A 22,311-nucleotide genomic window follows, 5' to 3' on the forward strand; every position below is an offset into this window, starting at 1 on the left:
AATCTGTTCTGATTGTAACATGTTTTTTAGCTCTCAACCACTAGAAGAGCGACGTCAACTGGTTCCAGGCATTTGAGATCTGATCACCAATCCCACTGCTAGAACTTTCATCCGTGGTATCGCTTGTGTCAGTAGTATCAGTGGTGTCAGTTGAATCACTACTACTATTACCAGTTAATTTATTCCACCAGCTAGTTGCTTGTTCCCATAGCTTTTGCGTTCCACTGTTGCTGGAAGCCGAATTGGCTCGCGTTGAGGCCGCTTTTACCGTGAAGCTGGTCCCCTTGGTATATGGTAACAAGCTCGACATTTCTGTCTTGTACAAGGAGTAAATATCACTACTTTCCAAATCACTCAGTTGTTGTTCATCCGTCGTGGAGTCATAACCTTCCCAGGTCGCTACTACTAAGTCTGGGGTATAACCTACGATCCATTTATCCCGGTCGTTGTCATTTGATAAGCCCGAGTTTGTCGTCCCGGTTTTCCCGGCGATGGTATAGTTTGCCGGTTTGGCATTTTTACCCGTCCCCAACTTAAAGACATCGATCATCATGCTTGTCATTTGATTGGCAATCTTGGTAGAAATGATCCGTTTCTTAGTCAACTTGGTCTTACGAGGAACTTCATTGCCTGAAGCATCCACAATTTTAGTAATGTAATGGGCCGTCGGCAAAGTCCCGCCTGAAGCAAAGGCTGAATATGCACGTGCTAATTGTTGTGGAGAAACCCCTTTGGTCATCCCACCAAGCGCGAGGGCTAAGTTTTTGTCGCCACTTTCAACCGGCAAGCCAAAGTCTTGCGCTGATTTATAACCCGCATTCACCCCAATTTTATTTAGGAGCCAAACTGCTGGAGCATTTAAACTCTTATACAAGGCTTCATACATTGGGACACTCCCGCTATATGTTCCATCATAGTTTTTGGGCGTGTACTTGTTGGTCCCATATGATTGTAATTTGTCTTGGACAGTTGAATCATATGAATACCCCTTTTCTAAAGCCGGCGCGTAAACCACAATCGGTTTAATCGTTGAACCAGGTTGTCGCCGCATTTGCGTGGAACGGTTATAGCCACGGAAAACATGGGTCCCCCGACCTCCGACCACAGCAGTAACCCCACCGGTCTTTGGATTCATAGCAATGGAAGCAGACTGGACAATGGTCCCATCTGAACTAGCTGATGGGAAATTAGAACTATCATCGTAGGTCGACTGCATCGCGGCTTGTTGATTTTGATCTAGGGTCGTATAAATCTTATAGCCATTATTCATGACTTCACTTTCAGTCAGGCCATAATCATTAATAGCTTCACTGATCACCACGTCAAAATAGTAGGGATATTTATAAGTATCCTCCGAGGCTTGATAACCATTGGTGACCGTTAACGAAGTTTTCTTATACTGATTAGCCGCTGATTGACTTAATTTATTATTCTCGACCATCAGTTGTAAAACAACATTTCGCCGTTTTTTAGTAGCGGATGGATATTTAACCGGATCATAAATCCCTGGTGAGGTCAACATTCCCGCTAAGGTTGCAGCTTGCGGAACCGTTAAATCAGCAGCATCCGTATCGAAATATCGTTCCGCTGCATCCTGCACCCCCCAGACCCCATTACCAAAATAGGCATTGTTGAGATACATGGTTAAAATCTCTTTTTTACTGTATTGATTCTCTACCTCAATTGAAATAAAGATTTCTTTTAGTTTTCGCGAGAAAGTTTGCTGCTGCGTCAAAAAGGCATTCTTGACTAATTGCTGGGTTAAAGTACTTCCCCCACCAGAAATAGCGCTACTTCCCGTCAACCGATTCCGGACTAACAGAAAGGCCGCTCGGGCGAGCCCTTTAAAAGAAAAGCCATGTTCATGATAGAAGTTACGATCTTCCGTTGATAAAACCGCATTTTGCACATTTTTAGAAATCTTACTTAAGGGGACATAAGTACCCTTTTGATCATAGAGGCTCCCCGCTGATGATCCATTTTTATCATAAATTTGGGTATTTGTTTCTAAACGGGCCTTTAAATCTTTCACATTGGCCGTTTTAGCAACAATGGTCAAATAAATACTCATTCCTAAGAAGAGTGTTAAAAAGACGATTATCAACCAACGAGTCAAGTTAAATCGTCGCCATTGATGGAAAACCACATTCGATCCTTTTTTCCACCAGTTTTTGAGAACTGGCCCTGGATGTTGTTTAAACCAGGTCAGAAATTGTTTAAAAATTTTCATGATTTCCTCCGTCATCTGACAATGCGAATATTTTATCATATTGCCCGTTATAAACGAGTCCGATTTCTCTTTTCCCACGAAAATTTAACGAAAAATAAAAAATCGCCGGGTAACCGACGATCATCAAAGCGGGTAACGAGAATCGAACTCGCGATTCAACCTTGGGAAGGTTGTGTTTTACCACTGAACTATACCCGCATAAAATATAAGTAAAAAGATTACTTATATATCATATCACACTTTAACTATTTGTCATCACTTTTTTCTGACTTCTTCTTCCGTGATGATTTATTTGCCTTAGCCGCTTTTGCCGCCGCCGCCTTTTCTTCTTCAGCCGCTAACTCTTCATCCTCTTCGGTCCGTGGAACCGCCTTGATGATTTCTGTTTCACTCTTGCGCAATACGGCCCGGTTATTCAATTCATTAACCCCACTTTGATCAGCCGGTTCAAATTCCCGAATAGCAACTAGAACGGAATTATCATAAACCTTTTCAACCTCACCCGTGAAGTCATGTTCAAGTGGGCCAAATTGCTTACACTTAACGTAATCTCCAATTTTAAAATAAGTCATGGCTAATTTACCCCTTCATTTTAATCATAAAACCAATTTTACTCATCCTCAGTTATAATTTCAAGTCTGAAGCTATCAGTGCTAAAATAATAACAACTAAAACTGATAAGGAAAGTGCTCATGAGATTTTACCAATTTATTGCTAATGTCATCATTTTACTCATCTTAGTTTTCACTACTTACTATGGAACCCATGCCCGTAAGGAAAAACGGGTTACGGACGCGTTAATTATTACTCGCAGCTTATTATTATTACTGATTGCCGAGAAAATTGCTGAATTTTTACGGTATCTTCCAGCTTTTGAAACCCTTAAATGTGTTCAATTTATTTTTCTGTTAATCTTATATTTACTCGCCGAAACCACTTATCGACAAAAAAGGACTGGGTTTGGTAATCCCTTTTTAAACTGGTACCTTTTAATTTTAATGATTTTTGGTTGCTTATGGTTAGCTTTTTAAACACTCAAAAACCCCTGAAGCCCATGTCTTCAAGGGTTTCTTTAGTTATTTTACTTAATCAGCTGCTAAAGCATCAATTGGGTTTAATGCCGCGGCATGGCGAGCTGGTAACCAAGCTGCCAATAATGAAATAATAATGGCAATGATAAAGACTAAAATAACGTGGTTAAAGCCAATTTGAATGAAATCATACTTCGCAATGTTGGCCAATAAGGCATTCGCGCCCACTTCCGCCAGAAAGGCAACAATTGTTGCAATTACGGCTGAGAAGATTCCGATGATTAAGGATTCAGCAATGAACATCCGTCGAATATCGCGCTTACTTTCACCTAAAGCCCGTAGAATCCCAATTTCCTTGGTCCGATCAGCTACCGACATGTACATCGTAACAATGATCATCAATGCCGAAACTAATAATGAAATTGCTGCGATTCCAGCTAAAATATTGGTGATCAGATCAATATAAGTTTGAATAGTCGAGATCATGCTTGAAACTGATGTGGCGGTAAAGACCCTTTCACCATTGGTTTTAATCCGATTAATCTCTTTTACCACAGTCTTCGACGAATTCATCGAATCAGCCTTAACCGCCAAGGCAGTAGCGGCTGGTTTCACGCCAGCATTCCGCATTGCTTGTGTCAAGGTCGTGGCATTTACATAGCTTGCCGAGTTTTGGCTGCTAGAAATCCCTGAGACTTTGGCTTTGAAGCTAACTGTGACCGTATTACCTGACTGATCCTGAGCTTGATAGGATAAAGTAACGGTTTTTCCAATTAAACTCTTCGCCTTGGATTTCGTTAAATTCTTGGCCACTGAAGACTTATCTAAGACTACTTCACCCACCCCTGGTTTGGAGCCGTTTTTAATTGTGCCATTGGAGTTGGAAGAAGTCCAACTACTTAATGACTGAGCCGTCGCTTGTTTTCCCTTATAGGCTACCGTGACCGACGTTGCTGAGTAGAGTTTTTGAACTGACGACACATGAGCTAACTTCTTAATCTTATTGATATCAGAAGTTTTGAAATTCGTCTTACTGGTTCCAGCAGCCATCTGCGCATAGGCTTGTTGTTGAGAAGCACCAGTCCCACCAGATGAGCTACTTCCTTTTTGATATTGAGTAACGACTACCGCTTTCGGGTTAACTAAGTCCGTGACTTGCTTATTCACATATCCATTGACCCCAGTTCCTAAACCGCTAAAGAGCATCACGGCAAATAGGCCAATGGCCGTCCCGATTACGATTAGTAAATTCCGCCCAAAGTGGAACTTAAAGTGCTTATAAGCCGTTCGCATTGACACAGCAAAAGACAATTCTTTAGAGGTCAAGCGATGATTAGCATCATCAACCGGATAGGCCGGTCGAATCCGCTCATCACCATCGATTTGCCCTTCTGCCAAATGAACAATTCGCGTTCCAGCATCTGCCACGTGTTGGGAGTGAGTCACCGCAATGACCAATCGACCTTCGGCAGCAATTTCATCTAAGATTTTTAATACATCTTCGGTATTTTCGGCATCCAATGCCCCCGTCGGTTCGTCGGCAATGATCACCTTGGGGTCACTAGATAAAGCCCGGGCAATTGCGACCCGTTGTTTTTGTCCTCCCGATAGTTGATTGGGATACTTCTTGGCATGTTCAGCTAAGCCCACGCGCTCCAACAAATCTAAAGCCCGTTGTTCCCGCTCTTGATTGGACAAAGTAGTCATATCCAAGGACAGTTTGACATTTTCTAAAACTGTTAAGTGATTAATCAAGTTATAGGCTTGATAAATATAACCAATTTCATCCCGGCGATATTCATCCATCCGCTTCTCTTGGCTATGGTCTAAGGCCTTCCCATTAACAATGACTTGGCCCTCAAATTCTCGGTCCAAGCCCCCGATAATGTTCATTAAGGTGGATTTCCCACCACCAGATTCACCTAGAATTGAAACAAATTCACCAAGTTCGAATTCTAGATTAATTCCTTTTAAAACGGGGAATTCTTCTTTCCCGAGATAGTATGACTTTCGAATATCTTTTAATTCTAAATATGCCATAAATAATCCTCCATATATTTCTATACTTGCTAATTTTACCGAAACCCATTCATTTGTCAATTAAGTTTAACATTTTTTGACGATGTTAAACTTTTTGCTATAATGGAGGCATCATCTTACACAGGAGGTTCTTATGAAACGTGCAGAAAAAAAAGCCCGTAATCGTCAGCTGATTTTAACTACGACTACGGAGATGATTTATCAAGTTGGCGTCGCCAAGACTAATCTTCGGCAAATTAGTAAATTATCTGGTCTTTCAGTCGTAACGATTTATAAGTACTTCACTGATAAAACCGACTTAATAAATGCCACCATTAGCCAAATGATTGAGGAGCGTTTTGAGCAAGCCGAGTCCCTGATTAAGACCCAAGACTTACCTTTTATTGAACGGATTGAAAAAATCCCAGGTCCTGATAAATTAAATCAAGAGCTGCCTGAAGAAATCGTCCAAGAATTGATTAAGACGATTGCTGATTCGCCCCTTTTATTAAGAACTCTGCAAGAACGGATCAAAAATTTCTTCCAAATTATTATTATTGAGGGGCGGAAATCAAACTATATTCAAACAACTGCTAGCGATCAAGCCATTATAGATTTATTCACCCTATTAATTTTCCGCGATAATACTGGTAAAGCCCAACCTGATCCCCAACGGGCCGCTGATATTATTCAAATTATTTTATATGGTTTAACTAATCCTGGTCAGCAATTAACCTTCCATCACTAAAAAATGAGGCTGGAGACATTATCCAGCCTCATTACTTAATTAGAATAGGAATGATCAGCTCAAGCATGGCAATTAAATTATTAAGAAAGTGCAAGCCAATCGAAATCTTCAATTGGCCAGTAGCCCGATAAACAAAGGCCAGGACTCCCCCCATAAAGAAATAAATTAAATAACTGACAATCGTGGTACTACTATGTTCAAGCGTAAAAATCAGTCCTGATAACAAGATTGGTGGCCAAAAAGAACTAGCCTTAAAGAAAAAGTTCATCAATACCCCACGAAAGATCAATTCCTCCGCCAAGGGGCTTAAAAAGATTCCTGAAAGCGCCGTGATAACTAGTAAGACTGGGCTCGATTGGGCTAAAGACTGAATGGTATCATTATTGGATGTCGTCGCCTGATGATATAAGAGCTGGTTTAAAGTCGACAGGGCTCCAACACCGGACAACAAAACCAGATAACTAATTAGGATCCACCCAATTTGACTGCCCCAATTTTTCGTTTGGACTGGCCACCGACGATATCTTTTAAACAGCTGATAGGCCCACAGAATAATGACAAAAAACAAAATTGTATAGGACATGACGCCAAAAGTCACGATCCAGGGCATCCAGTGATAATTGAGATTGCGTAATCCCGATCCGATCATTAGTTCAATCACTGGTGGTAACTGGATCACTAAAGCCAGGGCTACCATGATCAAAATTCGTTGACTTAAACTTAACTGTTTGTTGCTACTATTCATGAGCCACTCCCTTCATGAAAAACTTCTTCAAAGATGGCCTTGGTTTGAGCTGCTTGATAGCCATGTACCCGGAGATAATCAACTTTAGCAATTAAAATTTCATATTCCCATAAGGAAGATAAATCATGAGAATTGTAGTAATGCAAGGTCAAATTAATGGCTGACAAATCAGTCAGATAGCCTTGAAAATCATCACTGCCCTTATATTGGTCAGTCCCCAAAACTACAGCTTGGTGTTGCTGATAGGACTCCTCTAATAAGGTTCTCAAAATATTTACCTGCTTAAAGGTATGCTGACGCAGATATTCCTGCAAATGCCAAATATCAAAGTAACCATGATTTTGGGCCACCTTTGCTTTCGTCGAAACCGTTAATAAATAATCGGTTTGTTCGCGCACTTGATGAATGCTGGTTAAGCGGATCGCCGTTAAACCATTAATCTTTCCATCCCAATCAAGCCCTAACAATAGAACAAATAATTCGTCGATAGCGACAACAAACCCAACATCAAACATATCATCATCATTAAAGTTATAGACTTCAACGAGCGTCCCTTGTTGTTGATTAATTACTAATGTTTGCCGTATTGCTGATAAATCCATCCTGATCTCCTTCATATGATTGTTACCATCTTACCTGAAGATGATCAGTTTGACTAGTCGTCTAAAACCAGAAGCGGCGAATGAGGCCAATCACACCCACTGATCCCATTCCACCCAGCATTGGCCATTGCCAGTTCCAAGAAGTCTTTGAGAGGGATGAACTGACTTTTTTATGATCATCAGTCGTTATCGTGGCTGGATAACGATTGGTACTTGATGATTGTTGATCGTGATCGTATTTATCTAGATGGTATGAACGGATCAATTGATCTAATTTTTGATGATAATGCGGATCGGTTGCATATACTCCAGTCAAGGATTTGATCGCAGACTGATAGTTTTTACTATGCGAGCGATGAACATTTTGGTAAATAGGCTGGTCCATCACCATGGCGTAGTCAATTAGGGCCGCTTCCACATTGGGATAATGTTTAAATTGCCCATTAATAACTTGATTAGCTCCGTCAAGATGCTCATTAGTCGGCATCATCACTGAATTCCCCTGAAAGTCACCTTTCACCCCAAATAAATTATGGCTTTGGCGCGCTAATTTACTTTGATCCCAATTACTTTCTAAAATTGCTTGCGCCATCATAATCGATGGATATAAATCATATCGTTTCCCAATCGGGATTGCATCTCGAGCTAATGTTTTTATGAATTCTGCTTGCTCATGACTAAGCGGTGCTTTTAATCGTGGATAAACTTCTGCATCATCACTCTCTTGCACTTCTGAAGAACTACTAGTAGTCGCTTCTTCAATTGGGTTAAGATCATTCGCTGATTGAATTGGTAGGGGTGGAGTAGTTTCAATCACCTGAGCTTTTGATTCAACTTGAGTAGGTTCAGTTTGGGACGGTTGAATGTCATTGAGGGTCGGTGACTTAACTTGCGGATGCTCTTTTTGCCAGTCTTTAGCTAATTGGCGTCCTCGTTCATACCATCGATGAGCCGTTTCATCATGATAATCTCGTTTGCGATCATGTAAATAATCATCAATTCCCTCGTAAAACCAAGTTAATTGATCCTGCTGGTGAGTGCTGCTCGATTGATCGCTAAATGATATTGATGAAGCAGGTACATTCTTACTGGCATTAACCGGTTTAGCATTCAGGCTGCCAACAAGTATTCCCATCATCATTAATCCATAAAATTGTTTCATTTGATCTTCCTCCTAGGAAAATATACGAAAAATTTTATAGAAAAAGAAAAATGACTCTTGGAATTTTCCAAAAGTCATTTTGAAGTTAGTAAATCACAACTGGTTCGTTTTGTTCCATATCAGCGTAAGCCGTTCCGGCATCGTAAGTATGCATGTTAACACATCCGTGTGAACCACCGGTTAAGTAGGCCGTGCTTGACCAATCGGTCCGCCAACTAGCATCGTGGAAACCACACCCACTTTGGGTAAATGGTGCCCAGTAGCTAACTGGGGAAGCATAACTTGAACCATTATCGTTTTGTCCACGTAAGGTGGTATTTTGTTGCTTGTACATAATGTAGTAAACACCCTTCGGCGTAGCATTACTACCATCTTCCGTCCCAGTAACTACATCCGCATCGAAGACTAGTTTCCCATCTTTGTACCACCAAGCATGTTGAGCGGAGATCGAAACTTCGACGTAAGTATCACCAATCCCATCGTTGGCTGTGACGCCATAGCCAGTCCCGTTTTCGTTATAGCCAATCCCATAAATAAAGTCTTTAGCATCCAGCGTCGTCGACTTATTGCTGCTAAAGGCACTCACGATCGCACTCGCCGCAGCGTCGGGGTCAATCTTCCAACCATAAGTCCCGGAATTACTGGTCGTAATCGTACTACCAGAATGGGTCTTAAACTTAAAGGACTTACCTAAAGTGGCGTACTTACTATTGATTTGGGCAATCTTCTTCTTGATTGCCGTAGTATCAATATTGTATTGACCATTAGCATAAGTAGCACTGGTGATTAAATTCTTAGCGGATAATTTTACCGTCGTGTTGTTAACCTTAAAGTCAACCGTTTTATTCTGTAATGCTTCTAACTTCCGTTTTTCTTTAGCCACGGTCTGGCTATCAGCCTTAACCGGTGTTTTCACAATCTTGGTTAACTTAACTGATTTACTATACTTTTGGTCGTTGAACTCTTGGAGCATCTTATCAACATCCAAACCGTTCCCCGATTTCGCCTTAGTAACGGAAATTTTACCATTCTTCAACACTGCTTGGGCATCCACAGCAATCGTCTTATCAGCATTATAGGCATTGATGGCCGTCGTCGCTGCTGCCTTCATCGCGGTTTGTTGGGAAGTGTCAGTTGCTGATCCCTTAACCGTTAAATTACTAGTCTTACTAGATGGAAAGAAGGTCTTTTGCTTTTTTAAAGCTGCTGTAAACTTGCTCTTATCCTTTGCAGTAATTCCAGAACTCGTTTCCGTCCCATCATAGATTTTTTGACCATTGAAGTAGACATCATTGGAAAGTTTGGTCTTCTTAACCTTTTCATAAGCCTGTTGACTCGTTAGTCCACCTACGTTAACTCCGTTGATTGAAGTATTCTTGTTAAAGTAGGTATTTTGGTGATGATTAATCCCAGCTAAAACGGCTGCGACAACCACAACCGCCCCAACTACCGAACTAACAATTTTTGTTTGTTTTTCCATTTTGTTACTCCTCAGTATTAGTACTAGCTAATCTTACCACCAAAAACTTTTAAAAAAAAGAACCATGCCTACTATTCTATAAATAGTACATGATTCTCAAAAAAATACCCATTTATGATTTTTTATAGTTTTGGATATGCAGTCCGATCAATCTTTAAGGGATCGTTATTAATGTCAGTCTTAACCACAACCACATCATATGCCGTATGACCAATGACATAATTAGCGGTTGAACCAACTAACATCTTACCAATCACGTTCAATCCAGTCGCCCCAACAACTAAGAGGTCGATGTCGTGATCTTCAGCATAACCTGAACTTAATTCTAACTTAACGTTACCAATAACTACCTTTGTCAAAACATCAGGAACCCCAGCATCCAAAGCCCGTTGCTTGTAGTCAGCTAAGGTTGCTTCCATCTTTTGAATAGATTCTTGGTAAACATCCCGGTCGATGAAGCCATACCCAATCGTATCAGCGGTTGGGTAGCGCTCACCATTAACCACACTTAATAGATGTAAGGTAGCTTGATTTTGCTTTGCTAATAAAACTGCTTTATCAAAAGCAGCTAATGATTGCTTTGAACCATCAATCCCTACCAAAATGTTTTTGTATTCAGCCATAATATCCACCTCCACATGGTATTACATAAAAAACTGTAACCGTTTTCTATACTTTTATTATACCACTAATCGGTAACAAGGTCATAAATAGCTTGCATATAAATTGCCATTGATAACAATAAATCATCAACCGGTTGAAATTCATTGGCTTGATGCATCACATTGGGAGTGGTTGGCATGAGCGCCCCAAAGGCGACGCCCCGCTCCATCAAACGTCCATAAGTACCGCCCCCCACAACTAATGGTTGCGCATTTTGATATCCCGTCTGATCACGATAAGCCTGCATCAGAGTTTGGACGATCGGATCGGTAGGATCAACATAGTGTGGATCTTGATTGCGTCCCGTCGCCACCGTTAACCCCAATTGATTGGCAACTTGGCTGATTTGCTGGTTGATTTCTGCTGGCGTAATTCCTTTCGGATAGCGGAAGTTCATGTCAATTTGAATACCCTTAATTTGATCAAATTGCAATATTCCTGCATTCATGGTCATTTCGCCCATGACCTCATCCGTAAAATCAGCCTTAAAGTTCCGTACTCGGGTATCCAAATGTAAATAATTCGCTAAAAAAGTGACAAAATTAGCGGCTTGTCCATTTAGTGGAACTTGCTTTAAAAATTTAGCGAGGTAAGTTCCCGCATTAATCCCCTTCTCTGGCTCAGCTCCATGGGCCGCCTTACCAAAAATTTCAACTTTAACTTGATCGCCTTCGGCAGTTAATGAACCCGAAACTGGTTCAGCTTGGATAAATCGATCAAAGGTCTCTTGTAATTGATCCACACTCGTCCCTGAGAGGATCGCCGTCGCCTCACGAGGCACCATATTAAAGCGAAGTCCAGCATCAAATTTTATTAATTGAACCTGTCCATTATTATCACCAGATCCAACTAACTTCAGAGAAACTTGGCCCTTTTCACCATTAATTACCGGGAATTCGGCATCTGGTGAAAAGCCAAGCGTTGGAGCAGGTTCAACTTCAAAGTAGCGTTTCATTCCCGTCCAATTACTTTCTTCATCAGTTCCAACAATAAACCGGACACGTTTGTTAAACTTGATTCCCTGATCTTTTAATTCTTTGAGAGCATAATAAGCTGCTAAGCCCGGTCCTTTATCGTCCGAAGCTCCCCGCCCGTAAATGTTGCCATCTTTAATTACCGGGTCAAATGGATCCGTGTTCCAACCATTTCCAGCGGGCATGACATCTAAATGGGCCAAAATAGCAAGAGTTTCCTCGCCGTCACCCCATTCTGCATAACCGACCACGTTATCAATGTTTTTTACTCGAAAACCATCCTGATCAGCCATCTCTAAAAAGGCCTTGAGCGCCTGAGCCGGAGCTGGACCTAAGGGGTATTCTGGACTTGCTTTTTCTTCATCACGAACACTTGGGATCTTAATTAAGGAAATAAGATCTCGAAGATAGTGATCACGTTGTGCATTTGCTAATTTTTGCCAATTCATATCAATTGCTCCCATTTTTTCATTTCATTCATCATACCATATCGATAAAATATCGTATAATCATTGTAAAGTAACCAGAGGAGATGACAAGTTTGCAAGCCTTATCTGCTGACATTTTAAAAGAAGTGATTACCCCACGTCCGGTCCAAAGTTATAAGGGGACTTTTGGTCGTTGTGTTTTAATCGGCGGTAACAACCAATTTGGGGGTGCCATCATCATGGCTACCATGGCGGCGGTTTACGCAGGGACTGGTCTAGTCACTGCAGCTACAGATCCCATTAACATCACCGCTCTTCGAACCCGACTACCGGAAGCCATGGTCATCGACTATCAAGATTTTAATCAATTAGCCACTTTGCTGTCATCTGCTGACAGCATTGTCGTCGGCCCAGGTTTAGGCGAGACGGAAACGAGCTTAAAAATTTTGAAATTTGTTTTCAATCAGGTCCACGCAAACCAATGCCTGATCATCGATGGTTCAGCCATTACGCTAGTAGCTAATCACCATTTAACCCTACCAAAGGCCCAGATTATTTTTACTCCTCATGAAATGGAATGGCAGCGCCTTTCGGGAATCGCTATTGCTGATCAAACTGAGGTGAATAATCAAGCCGCTCAAGCCAAATTAGGTGCCATGGTCATGGTCAAAAAACATCATACTAAAATCTATACTAACCAGGATGTTTATCAGTTAACGATTGGGACGCCTGCCCAAGCCACTGGCGGAATGGGTGATACCCTAGCCGGCATAGTGGGAGCTTTTACCGCCCAGTTTAGGACTGATTATCAAAAGTCCGCCTTAGCTGCTGTCTACGCCCATAGTGCGATCGCTGAAGAATTAGCTGCTAATCAATATGTAGTTTTGCCAACACAAATTAGTGCCCAACTACCACAATTTATGCACCAGATTAGCCAACCAGATGAACGACCAATTGGTTTTATTTAGTTAAAAAGTCCAGGAGAAACTTCACCGTTTCCTTCTGGACTTTCTTCTTAGATCACACTTGTAATTACGGTAAAAAAAGCGCGCCCCACGAGTCGTCTAAATGCTTTTTTCCCAGCTTATTTATTTAATATGCAATTTGGCTTTAAGAACATTAATCCGTGGGCCTAAAAGATATTCCGCTACCCCGAATTTAAGGACGAGGTAAGCAAACACGATTCCCCCAATAGCAACACCAGGGACCAGGGAGAAGAAGGCGGTATAACGTCCATAAGGACTAATAAACAACCCAATCCCCCACATTACCACGCGCACGATCACATACATAATTAAAGAAGCAATGATAATCTGATTCGTGGGTTTCGTCATTTCTGAAAAATGAACGCCATACCGGCGATGGAAGGTCCCATATACCATCCCAATGACGATTAACATGGCCACGGCAGTTGATAATAGGGGTCCTAATCCTGTAAACCATTTAACAAAAGGATATTGCAATATGAACTTAATGATAATCCCAATTCCTAAATAGGTCATCATCTTCTTATTTTCAGAAATCCCCTGCATCATCGCGGCTGCCACGGTGTATACCCCATAGGGAATTGACATAAAGGCGGCAAAGGACATGACCGCAGTCCCTGCAGCACTATACCGATAAAAGACCGTGTATACTGGTTGGGCCACGGCTGACAACCCTAAGGAAGCCGGAATCATCACAAAATAGAACAATAATAACCCTTTTTCAATTTGGTGTTGAATTTCCGCTAGATTATTTTTGGCGCGTGCGCTTGCTAATAAGGGAATCGCGGTCGCTGCTAGTGCCGTCCCCAGCGAGACAATAATCATATAAATTTTATTCGTGTTAAAAGCAAAGAGGGCGTATAAGGTATTAACCTGTAATTTCGTATAGGTCCCTGTCATATGCATAATTACTGGGAAAGTATACTGATCAATTAACAAAAATAAGGAAATTCCAGATTCAATAATGATAAAGGGAATGGCCCGATAGATGATTTGGCCAATTAACTTAAGGGTTGAAATGTCCTGGTCGCCATGAGAGGTCTTAACCAATTCATCAATTTCGCGGCGTTCACGAAGTTCTGCCACCAATAAAACCAAACATGCGCCGATCGCTCCAATGAAGGCCGCAAAAGTCGATTGAGCAGTCGCCAAAACCCAATTCCCTGAGCCTATTTTCATCACAAAGTAGGTGGCCCCTAACATATAGCCAACTCGTAATAATTGTTCAATAAATTGGGAAATGGCGGAAGGAGCCATCCAATTGTATCCCTGTAAATAGCCCCGTGAGATACTCATCGCAGGAATAATCAAGATTGCCCAAGCCAAGGCGCGAATAACAGGAACGACATTGGCATCCCCTTGGGCTAAAATGCCCGCCCCAAAATACATTACCGACATAAAGAAGATCCCAGTAATCATGGCCACATACATGGCCGAACGATATAAGCGCTTACTGGTTAAATACTGACCTCTCCCGTTATAGTCGGCAACCATTTGAGAAATCGCCGACGGGATCCCCGCTGAAGCCAGGATAATAAAATATTGATAAATATTATATCCCTTGGCATATGCAGCATTAGCTTGATCGCTGTATACTCCCATCCAGGTTACCCAAGGAATAACATACAAGGCTCCTAAAATTCGTGATGTAATACTTCCCGCGGTCATCCAGGCCGATCCGGTAACCATTTTACGGGTGGCATCGCTAGTCGAAGATGCTTCGCTTTGATGCTCCGGCGCTTCAGCTTTCATATTCTTTCCTCTAACTTTTTTATTCAATCCCAACTATTTTATCGTGATTTGCCAGATCCAGCAATCAGTATTGATCTAGATCGGTCTGAATTAACATAATCTTATCTTTTGGGGATCGAGGATAGTGCTTGTTTGATCCCGGTTGTGGCACCCTTTCATGATGGCTTTGTAAGTCACTAATAATCAAGGCTAAGCCAATTTTAGCCCGTAAAAGCGCACGATCGTAATCAGCATCTTCCACCGAAGCATCTGGTAAATCAGGATAATAAATCTTAGTTAAACTCGCTGTCTGGGTAATGATAGCTGGATAAGTAACTTGTTCCATGGGTGTCCCCTTTTAATTTCCACTGGATCACACTAGCAATTACGGTCAAAAAGCGCGCCCCATTAGTCTAACTACGAACTCACGTCAGTCCATTCTGTACCAACATTCGTTCTAGGTTAGTCCTATGGGGCGCCTGATTGCTTTTTTCCCAATTTCTGATTTTTACTTCACAACAATATTAACAATCCGGTTTGGAATAACAATCACTTTGACGACTTCCTTGCCAGCTACGTGCGCCTTCACATTATCATCGGCTAAGGCAATATCTTCGGCATCTTGTTGATCAATATCCCGAGCCATCTTAATTTTAGCCCGCACTTTTCCGTTAACTTGGACCACAATGTCAACTTCGTCTTCAACCAATTCGTTTTCATCATAAGTTGGCCAAGGTTGGTAGGCAATAGTATCACTTTCGTGGAAGTGACTCCAGATTTCTTCGGCCATGTGTGGAACCAATGGTGAAATCATCTTCACAAAGCCTTCCATGTATTCTACTGGCAGGTCATCAACCTTGTAAGCTTCATTTACAAAGACCATGAGTTGAGAAATGGCAGTATTGTAATGCATCCGTTCAAAGTCTTCCGTCACCTTCTTAACCGTTTGATTATAAATCTTGGTGATCTTCCCATCATTGTAATTTGAAACTCGGTCACGAAGATGATTATTTTCATCCATCAAGAGTCGCCATACCCGGTGAACCCACTTGTTGGATCCATGCAGGCCCTTTTCATCCCAAGGAACGGATTCCTCAATTGGGCCCATAAACATTTCATATAAGCGTAGCGTATCGGCCCCATATTGGTTCACGATATCATCCGGATTAACCACGTTTCCCTTGGATTTACTCATCTTTTCATGGTTAGCCCCCAAGATCATCCCTTGGTTGACTAATTTCATAAATGGCTCTGGGGTTGGGACATAGCCTAAGTCGTAGAGAACTTTGTGCCAAAAACGAGCGTACAGGAGGTGTAGCACCGCATGTTCAGCCCCACCAACATAAAGATCAACTGGTGACCAGTAATCTAAAGCTTCTTTCGAGGCAAACGCATCCTTGTTTTGAGGATCTGTATACCGTAACCAGTACCATGATGAGCCCGCCCATTGTGGCATCGTGTTCGTTTCCCGAAGCCCATGGCGACCATTTTCATCGTAAACGTTGACCCAATCTTCAATATTAGCTAAGGGACTTTCTCCTGTCCCGGATGGTTCAAGATTATCAGTCTTCGGCAGGCGCAGTGGTAATTCATCTTCTGGAACGAGCATGGTTTCCCCATCATCCCAATGAATGACTGGAATTGGTTCTCCCCAGTAACGTTGCCGAGAGAAGATCCAATCCCGTAAACGATAATTAACTTTCTTTCCACCACAATCATGGTCTTCCAGCCAGTTAATCATTGCATCCAAGGCGGCTTGATTGTTCAAGCCATTTAAGAAGTCAGAATTGATGTGCGGCGCATCACCTGTAAAAGCTTCGCTCTCTTCACTCGTGTCGTGACCCTCAAAAATGCTTGGAATTGGCAAATCAAATTTAGTGGCAAAATCCCAATCCCGTTGGTCCCCAGCCGGCACGGCCATCACGGCTCCAGTCCCGTACGAAGCAAGGACATAATCACTAATCCAAATTGGCACTTCTTGACCATTAACCGGATTAATGGCGTAAGCTCCCGTGAAGACCCCCGTCTTATCCTTATTCAGGTCCGTTCGTTCCAAATCAGACCGCCGCGAGGTTTGTTCTTGATATTCCTTAACGGCTGCTGCTTGTTCTGGCGTCACTAATTCGTTCACTAAATCAAGCTCTGGTGCTAAGACCACATATGATAGCCCAAATAAGGTATCAGGACGAGTCGTAAAGACCTCAATTTCTTGATCAGCATGGTCAACCACTTGGAACTTGATCGAAGCCCCTACTGAGCGGCCAATCCAATTCCGTTGCATTTCTTTAACCGATTCAGGCCAATCAACCAGATCCAAGTCATCAATCAAGCGATCTGCATATGCCGTGATTTTCAATACCCATTGACGCATTGGAACCCGGTAAACTGGGTAGCCGCCCCGTTCAGTTTTCCCATCAATGACTTCTTCGTTGGCAACGACGGTACCACCCATGAAATCAGGGGCCCAGTTAACCATAATTTCGTCTTCATAGGCTAAGCCTTTTTTATAGAGTTGCTCAAAAATCCATTGGGTCCACTTGTAATATTCTGGATCCGTCGTATTGACTTCGCGATCCCAGTCATACGAGAACCCAAGGGCTTGGATTTGGTCACGGAAATGATTAATATTTTGGTTTGTGAAATCAGCCGGATTATGCCCTGTCTTTAAAGCATATTGTTCCGCAGGCAAACCGAAGGCATCCCACCCCATCGGGTGTAAGACATTGTAGCCTTGCATCCGTTTCATTCGTGACATCACATCAGTGGCCGTGTATCCTTCCGGGTGACCGACGTGTAAGCCTTGGCCAGATGGATATGGAAACATATCAAGCGCGTAAAATTTCTTTTGGTCCTTATTGATGTCAGCCTTAAAAGTCTTGTGTTGTTTCCAATAGCGTTGCCATTTCTTTTCAATCGTACTATGATCGTATCCCATGATTGAGCTCCTTTGATTTTAGATCGACATTTAAACCATCAAATTAAAAAATCCCGCAACACAAGCAACCTTGCATTACGGGACGAATTTCTCCGCGGTACCACCCATGATTCTACATTACTGTAGCGCTTAGCTCTATAACGTGGAGAAACGTTATTGCTTACTGATTTCAGCAATAATCCCTTGGGTGAGTTCATCATCAGTCAAATCTGAGTTCTCAACTACCACTCAGTTTCTGAAAAGTGGCTAATGATTACTAGTCCCTTGATAGTCTAAATATTGCATTTAATACTAGCAAATTCATTCGTCCATTGCAAGAGTATGTTAGAATCAAATTAAATAAATATTAAAGGATACATTTATGAACCAGCGTCGTGCGATCATTCTCAGTGGAGCAACTCTGATCTTTAGCCTCATTACCCTTCTAATCACTTTGCAGGTCCCCCTAATCCAAACCGGGGATCAACAAATCCGCCAGTTGGTAAATCACTGGCGAAGCCCTTGGTTTTCCACCTTCATGGTGGGGATTACCCGCTTATTTGACCCCACTCTGGGGGCCTTTATTATTACTCTGACGATTTTGAGTGTTTGGTACTTAACCAATCGTTGGCGAGCCTTGCAAGTAGCCACAACCATTTTTTCCGGCACCCTTATCAATCATATGATTAAAGCCATCGTTAATCGGCCGCGCCCAAATGTGGATATTCTCTTACACTACAATGGCTTTAGCTTCCCAAGTGGTCACTCCGCTACTGCCATGGTAGTTTTCGGAAGCCTCTTTCTATTCTTATCCCGTAGTCATTACCGGTGGCGGACCGGCCTGATGATCCTCTTGGCAATTTTAATTTTCTTGGTTGGCTTCTCCCGCCTCTATGTGGGTGCCCATTACCTTTCTGATGTGATTGCTGGTTGGAGTCTGGGCTTGATGATCATTAGTGGATTGGATCTAATCTTTGACTACATCAAAAAAGATCGATGATTTTTTCACCGATCTTTTTTTCTACCCTAAAATTGACTTTAAGGCATCAACTTTATCTAATTGTTCCCATGGCAAATCAATATCGGTCCGGCCGAAGTGACCATAAGCCGCCGTTTGCTTGTAGATGGGCCTTTGTAAATCAAGCATCTTGATAATACCAGCTGGACGCAAATCAAAGGTTTGACGCACCGCATCAATTAATTCAGCTTCGGATTTTTTGCCAGTTCCAAAGGTATCAATCGAAATGGACACTGGAGTTGCTACCCCGATAGCATAAGCGATTTGGATTTCCAACTTATCAGCATAGCCAGCCGCTACCAAATTCTTGGCAATGTAGCGCGCAGCATAACTAGCTGACCGATCAACCTTCGTGGCATCCTTACCAGAAAAGGCCCCCCCACCATGGTGAGCAGCCCCACCATAAGTGTCAACAATAATCTTCCGTCCGGTTAGACCAGCGTCCCCTTGCGGACCACCAATGACAAAGCGCCCCGTTGGGTTAATATAGTACTTGGTTTGATCATCCAATAATTCGTTAGGAATTACGGCTTTTACGACCTGTTCCTTTACGTCCGCTTGGATTTGTTCCAGACTTACTTCTGGATCATGTTGAGTACTCAAGACGACCGTGTCAATCCGGACTGGTTGATCGTTATCATCATATTCTACCGTAACTTCAGCCTTGGCATCGGGACGTAAGTATGGAATGACCCGGTCCTTACGAAGTTGGGCGATTTTACGCATCAATTTGTGACTTAAAATTAAAGGTAGTGGCATAAATTCTGGAGTTTCGTTGGTAGCATAACCAAACATCAAGCCTTGGTCCCCAGCCCCAATTTGGTCCAGTGGATCCGTTTCCCCATCCCGAATTTCCAAGGAGTCATCAACCCCTTGGGCAATATCGGATGATTGTTCATCTAAGGCTACAATGACAGCACAATTATCACCATCAAAACCGTATTTACCATCGGTATAACCAATTTCCTTAATCGTATTCCGCACAACGCTTTGCACGTCAACGTAAGCTGATGTCGAAACTTCCCCAAAGACGAGGACTAACCCAGTGGTAACTGAAGTTTCTACGGCGACTCGGGCTTGTGGATCTTGCCCTAATAAGGCATCTAAGATTGAATCACTAATCTGATCCGCAATTTTGTCAGGATGTCCTTCCGAAACGGATTCCGACGTAAATAAATGTTTTTCCTTCATTTGTAGATAATTCCCCCTAAAAATAAAACATTTTGCAGCGGTTACAAGGCAGCGATCAGTTCAAGATATCGACTGATCCCCCATCGGGAATTGCTTTATAACGATAACCATCATACCACTGTCGAATTTACTAATCAATTTTTCATTTTGGAATTTAAATTTATGTTAAAATATACTTTGTAACGACACTTTTATGAAGAGGAGTTTTGGCCCTATGTGGAATCAAGTCAAAACGGAATTGCAAGACCTTACTTGGTCATCCGTACTATTATCAGTTTTAGCCCTTTCATTTACCTGGTTAGTGGCGCCCTTTAGCTATATTGAAAGCTTAACCAGTCATGCCACCTATACCACTAACTTTGCGGCTTTAATCTTATATATTCTGTGCATCGCCCTCGCCTTTACGATTGCGAGTGTGCATGACTTTGTTTCCATTCTCTCTTTGGGGCCCATTATCTTATCATTAATTGTCGCTTTTATTGGTTTCTTTAATCGGCCGATTATCATGGCTTTATTAATGCTCCTACCATTATATTTATTTATTATTCAACTTCCTGCCACTTATCTTCGCAACACGATTGGGTTAATCACCATTGGGGTCCTCTTCACCCTGTCGATTCCCGTGGCTACCGTTTATCTTGTCACCCATCGTTTTGCTTGGAGCGCCTTAATTTACTGTCTGCCCCTAGCCCTAACGACTTGGATGTTTTTAACACCCTTCTTCATTCGTGTTACCCGGATTCAATCAATCTTTATTACCATTGTCGGGATCTTATTACTGATCGCCATCTTAACCCGGCCACTAGGGATTGGCATGATTTTAGCCCTTGTGGCAGTGGTTATCTCTTGGTTTTGGCTCTTATCAATTCGCAAGCAAACCCCTTACTTGGCCGCCTTAAGTACGGTGCAACTATTAATTATGGTCCTGATCTACTGGACTTAAAGCTTTAGTCTTGTTTAAAATGATTCTATTTTCTTCTCATCGTGTTATAATATAATCAAAAGATTTAATAAGGAGGCGATAAATTGTCTGAAGCTGAAGAATACCAACACGCCCTTGATATTTTGCATCAAAATCACGTTCGGTTGACCTCCCAACGAAAACTGATTTTAAATTATCTAGTGACTCACCATACCCATCCAAGTGTTGAAATGATTTATGATGATTTGCAAGACACGGATGCTTCTATTAGTATTGCGACGATTTATAACACCCTTAATTTGCTGATCGATCAACACCTTATAATTGAATTATCGAATGGTGATGGTAGTACTCACTACGATTACTTTGGAACCCCGCATTTTCACGTGGTCTGTGATCGGTGTGGTAAGATTACCGATGTTTTTGACGACGAATATCGGGACATGGAGTTACGGTTACGTCAGGTGGCCGCTAAACAAACGGAGTACCTCGTGACCAAATCAGATGTTGAGGTTCACGGAATTTGTCCGGAATGCCAACAAAAAGAAGCCTAATCTTTGAATTAGACTTCTTTTATTTTGCCCAAGGAGTATATTAGGATGTTATAGCTTGGTCGATTGACGATAACTATATGTTCATATATGATAATGAAAAGTGAGGTGAAAAAATTTGATTTCTAATGAACACCGAGCCCATGATTTAGCTGTTGCCATCATGCAGGCTAAATATTCGGAGAAGCTCTCGCCAATTGAAGCTTACCATGAATATGTAAACGTCTTACTACCGATTCTACGTGAAATTGATAAGGACTTTCCGGATGGAATTAAAGAACATGTTTAACAAATATGCCCTCAACTGGGCATATTTTTGTTAACAAGTATTTTAAAATTTACTAATAATTAATTGATGTGTTCACTCAGCTTACGGTCAAAATCACGACTAGCCTGCCGTAACTTTTGCCGCTCTTGATAAGTAGCAATTAAATATTCTTGTTCCTTCGTACTTGGGATTACCTGATCAAAAGGCACCCGATATTCATGATCAGCCACTACAAAAGTCATAAAACAGGTGAAACCAACAAAGCGTTCACCAGTTAGGAGATGTTCCCCCATCACTTTGACAAAAACCTCAATTGACCGTTTCCCAAATCCAGTTACATAAGCGTGCATTTCTAAAACATCTTCCAATTTAAATGGATGGGAAAAAGATACGTGATCCATCGCTGCCGTTACAATCACCCGATTTGCTAAGCGTGCCGCAGCAATTGAGGCCTCAGCATCCACAATGGATAATAAGCGGCCGCCAAATAAGGTATGATGTTCATTAAGATCTTCACCCAGAATCCGATGAGTGGTGACGACTTCTGTGTCGCTACATTTAATCGTTGCCATTACATAGCCCCCTTTAAATTCTATTGTACAAAAAAAGGCATGGAAAAATTGAAGTGAACCCTTAAAGTTGGACACT

The 22,311-nt window shown here is 41.9% G+C and carries 21 protein-coding genes, 1 tRNA gene and 1 other annotated feature; of the genes, 7 read left to right on the forward strand and 15 right to left on the reverse strand.

Translation table 11 applies throughout. The annotated features are described in order from the left end of the window. Positions 1 to 40 precede the first annotated feature (40 nt). From FC60_RS04125 to FC60_RS04135, 3 genes are all read right to left on the reverse strand, one after another. Positions 41 to 2,230, reverse strand: a complete 2,190-nt coding sequence (locus FC60_RS04125; RefSeq protein ID WP_056937202.1) for a PBP1A family penicillin-binding protein — start codon at positions 2,228 to 2,230, stop codon at positions 41 to 43. A 127-nt stretch (positions 2,231 to 2,357) separates the two neighbouring features. Next, positions 2,358 to 2,428, reverse strand: a tRNA-Gly gene (locus FC60_RS04130). A gap of 47 nt (positions 2,429 to 2,475) precedes the next feature. After that, positions 2,476 to 2,802 (reverse strand): hypothetical protein, encoded by a 327-nt coding sequence (locus FC60_RS04135; RefSeq protein ID WP_040467853.1) that lies wholly within the window; start codon positions 2,800 to 2,802, stop codon positions 2,476 to 2,478. Between the two features lie 120 nt (positions 2,803 to 2,922). Between FC60_RS04135 and FC60_RS04140 the strand changes: the two genes are divergently transcribed. Next, on the forward strand, positions 2,923 to 3,261 hold the full coding sequence (locus FC60_RS04140) for a DUF1516 family protein (protein WP_056937203.1): 339 nt from the start codon (positions 2,923 to 2,925) through the stop codon (positions 3,259 to 3,261). 54 nt (positions 3,262 to 3,315) lie between these two features. Here FC60_RS04140 and FC60_RS04145 read toward each other — a convergent pair whose 3' ends face one another. After that, complete coding sequence (locus FC60_RS04145; protein WP_056937204.1) at positions 3,316 to 5,301, reverse strand: ABC transporter ATP-binding protein/permease; 1,986 nt, start codon at positions 5,299 to 5,301, stop codon at positions 3,316 to 3,318. Between the two features lie 133 nt (positions 5,302 to 5,434). Here FC60_RS04145 and FC60_RS04150 point away from each other — a divergent pair, with 133 nt between their 5' ends. Beyond that, the gene (locus tag FC60_RS04150; RefSeq protein ID WP_056937205.1) at positions 5,435 to 6,028 is read left to right on the forward strand and encodes a TetR/AcrR family transcriptional regulator; all 594 of its coding nucleotides are present in this window, start codon (positions 5,435 to 5,437) and stop codon (positions 6,026 to 6,028) included. A 31-nt stretch (positions 6,029 to 6,059) separates the two neighbouring features. On the opposite strand, the gene FC60_RS04155 is transcribed toward FC60_RS04150, so the two are convergent. From FC60_RS04155 to pepV, 6 genes are all read right to left on the reverse strand, one after another. Beyond that, positions 6,060 to 6,773 carry a CPBP family intramembrane glutamic endopeptidase gene (locus FC60_RS04155; RefSeq protein WP_056937206.1) on the reverse strand — a complete coding sequence of 238 codons (714 nt, stop codon included), beginning with the start codon at positions 6,771 to 6,773 and terminating at the stop codon, positions 6,060 to 6,062. Then, positions 6,770 to 7,375, reverse strand: a complete 606-nt coding sequence (locus FC60_RS04160; RefSeq protein WP_056937207.1) for a hypothetical protein — start codon at positions 7,373 to 7,375, stop codon at positions 6,770 to 6,772. Before FC60_RS04160 ends, FC60_RS04155 begins: the two co-directional genes overlap by 4 nt. A 61-nt stretch (positions 7,376 to 7,436) precedes the next feature. Beyond that, the gene (locus tag FC60_RS04165) at positions 7,437 to 8,537 is read right to left on the reverse strand and encodes a glycoside hydrolase family 73 protein (protein ID WP_056937208.1); all 1,101 of its coding nucleotides are present in this window, start codon (positions 8,535 to 8,537) and stop codon (positions 7,437 to 7,439) included. An 85-nt stretch (positions 8,538 to 8,622) separates the two neighbouring features. Then, on the reverse strand, positions 8,623 to 10,017 hold the full coding sequence (locus FC60_RS04170) for a L,D-transpeptidase family protein (RefSeq protein WP_056937209.1): 1,395 nt from the start codon (positions 10,015 to 10,017) through the stop codon (positions 8,623 to 8,625). Positions 10,018 to 10,139: 122 nt separating this feature from the next. Next, on the reverse strand, positions 10,140 to 10,640 hold the full coding sequence (locus FC60_RS04175; RefSeq protein WP_056937210.1) for a universal stress protein: 501 nt from the start codon (positions 10,638 to 10,640) through the stop codon (positions 10,140 to 10,142). Between the two features lie 65 nt (positions 10,641 to 10,705). Further along, positions 10,706 to 12,118 carry a dipeptidase PepV gene (pepV, locus tag FC60_RS04180; protein ID WP_235806073.1) on the reverse strand — a complete coding sequence of 471 codons (1,413 nt, stop codon included), beginning with the start codon at positions 12,116 to 12,118 and terminating at the stop codon, positions 10,706 to 10,708. Between the two features lie 77 nt (positions 12,119 to 12,195). Between pepV and FC60_RS04185 the strand changes: the two genes are divergently transcribed. Continuing rightward, entirely contained in the window at positions 12,196 to 13,050 is an 855-nt protein-coding gene (locus FC60_RS04185; RefSeq protein ID WP_056937212.1) for an NAD(P)H-hydrate dehydratase, read from the forward strand. Positions 13,051 to 13,170: 120 nt separating this feature from the next. Here the strand turns inward: FC60_RS04185 and FC60_RS04190 are convergent, their stop codons facing one another. From FC60_RS04190 to leuS, 3 genes are all read right to left on the reverse strand, one after another. After that, positions 13,171 to 14,820, reverse strand: coding sequence for a putative polysaccharide biosynthesis protein (locus FC60_RS04190; RefSeq protein WP_056937213.1), 1,650 nt, complete (start codon positions 14,818 to 14,820; stop codon positions 13,171 to 13,173). A 64-nt stretch (positions 14,821 to 14,884) separates the two neighbouring features. Continuing rightward, positions 14,885 to 15,145: a type II toxin-antitoxin system HicB family antitoxin gene (locus FC60_RS04195; protein WP_056937214.1), complete on the reverse strand. Its 261-nt coding sequence runs from the start codon at positions 15,143 to 15,145 to the stop codon at positions 14,885 to 14,887. Between the two features lie 162 nt (positions 15,146 to 15,307). Further along, the gene (gene leuS, locus FC60_RS04200) at positions 15,308 to 17,734 is read right to left on the reverse strand and encodes a leucine--tRNA ligase (RefSeq protein ID WP_056937215.1); all 2,427 of its coding nucleotides are present in this window, start codon (positions 17,732 to 17,734) and stop codon (positions 15,308 to 15,310) included. 75 nt (positions 17,735 to 17,809) lie between these two features. Continuing rightward, positions 17,810 to 18,008: a binding site (T-box leader), on the reverse strand. An 87-nt stretch (positions 18,009 to 18,095) separates the two neighbouring features. On the opposite strand from leuS, the gene FC60_RS04205 reads away from it, so the two are divergent. After that, a complete protein-coding gene (locus tag FC60_RS04205) occupies positions 18,096 to 18,713 on the forward strand; it encodes a phosphatase PAP2 family protein (protein ID WP_056937216.1) in 618 nt (205 codons plus the stop codon). Positions 18,714 to 18,734: 21 nt separating this feature from the next. Here FC60_RS04205 and metK read toward each other — a convergent pair whose 3' ends face one another. Beyond that, on the reverse strand, positions 18,735 to 19,922 hold the full coding sequence (gene metK / locus FC60_RS04210) for a methionine adenosyltransferase (RefSeq protein WP_056937217.1): 1,188 nt from the start codon (positions 19,920 to 19,922) through the stop codon (positions 18,735 to 18,737). 214 nt (positions 19,923 to 20,136) lie between these two features. On the opposite strand from metK, the gene FC60_RS04215 reads away from it, so the two are divergent. The 3 genes from FC60_RS04215 (at position 20,137) to FC60_RS09585 (ending at position 21,684) form a co-directional block, all read left to right on the forward strand. Continuing rightward, on the forward strand, positions 20,137 to 20,865 hold the full coding sequence (locus tag FC60_RS04215; RefSeq protein WP_056937218.1) for a hypothetical protein: 729 nt from the start codon (positions 20,137 to 20,139) through the stop codon (positions 20,863 to 20,865). Positions 20,866 to 20,948: 83 nt separating this feature from the next. After that, positions 20,949 to 21,398: a Fur family transcriptional regulator gene (locus FC60_RS04220; protein ID WP_056937219.1), complete on the forward strand. Its 450-nt coding sequence runs from the start codon at positions 20,949 to 20,951 to the stop codon at positions 21,396 to 21,398. Positions 21,399 to 21,513: 115 nt separating this feature from the next. Next, positions 21,514 to 21,684: a hypothetical protein gene (locus FC60_RS09585; protein WP_164477289.1), complete on the forward strand. Its 171-nt coding sequence runs from the start codon at positions 21,514 to 21,516 to the stop codon at positions 21,682 to 21,684. A gap of 59 nt (positions 21,685 to 21,743) precedes the next feature. Here FC60_RS09585 and FC60_RS04225 read toward each other — a convergent pair whose 3' ends face one another. Then, positions 21,744 to 22,235, reverse strand: coding sequence for an acyl-CoA thioesterase (locus FC60_RS04225; RefSeq protein ID WP_056937220.1), 492 nt, complete (start codon positions 22,233 to 22,235; stop codon positions 21,744 to 21,746). Positions 22,236 to 22,311: the final 76 nt, after the last annotated feature.

Origin of the sequence: Limosilactobacillus gastricus DSM 16045 (assembly GCF_001434365.1) — a bacterium.
Classification (GTDB): Bacteria; Bacillota; Bacilli; order Lactobacillales; family Lactobacillaceae; genus Limosilactobacillus; species Limosilactobacillus gastricus.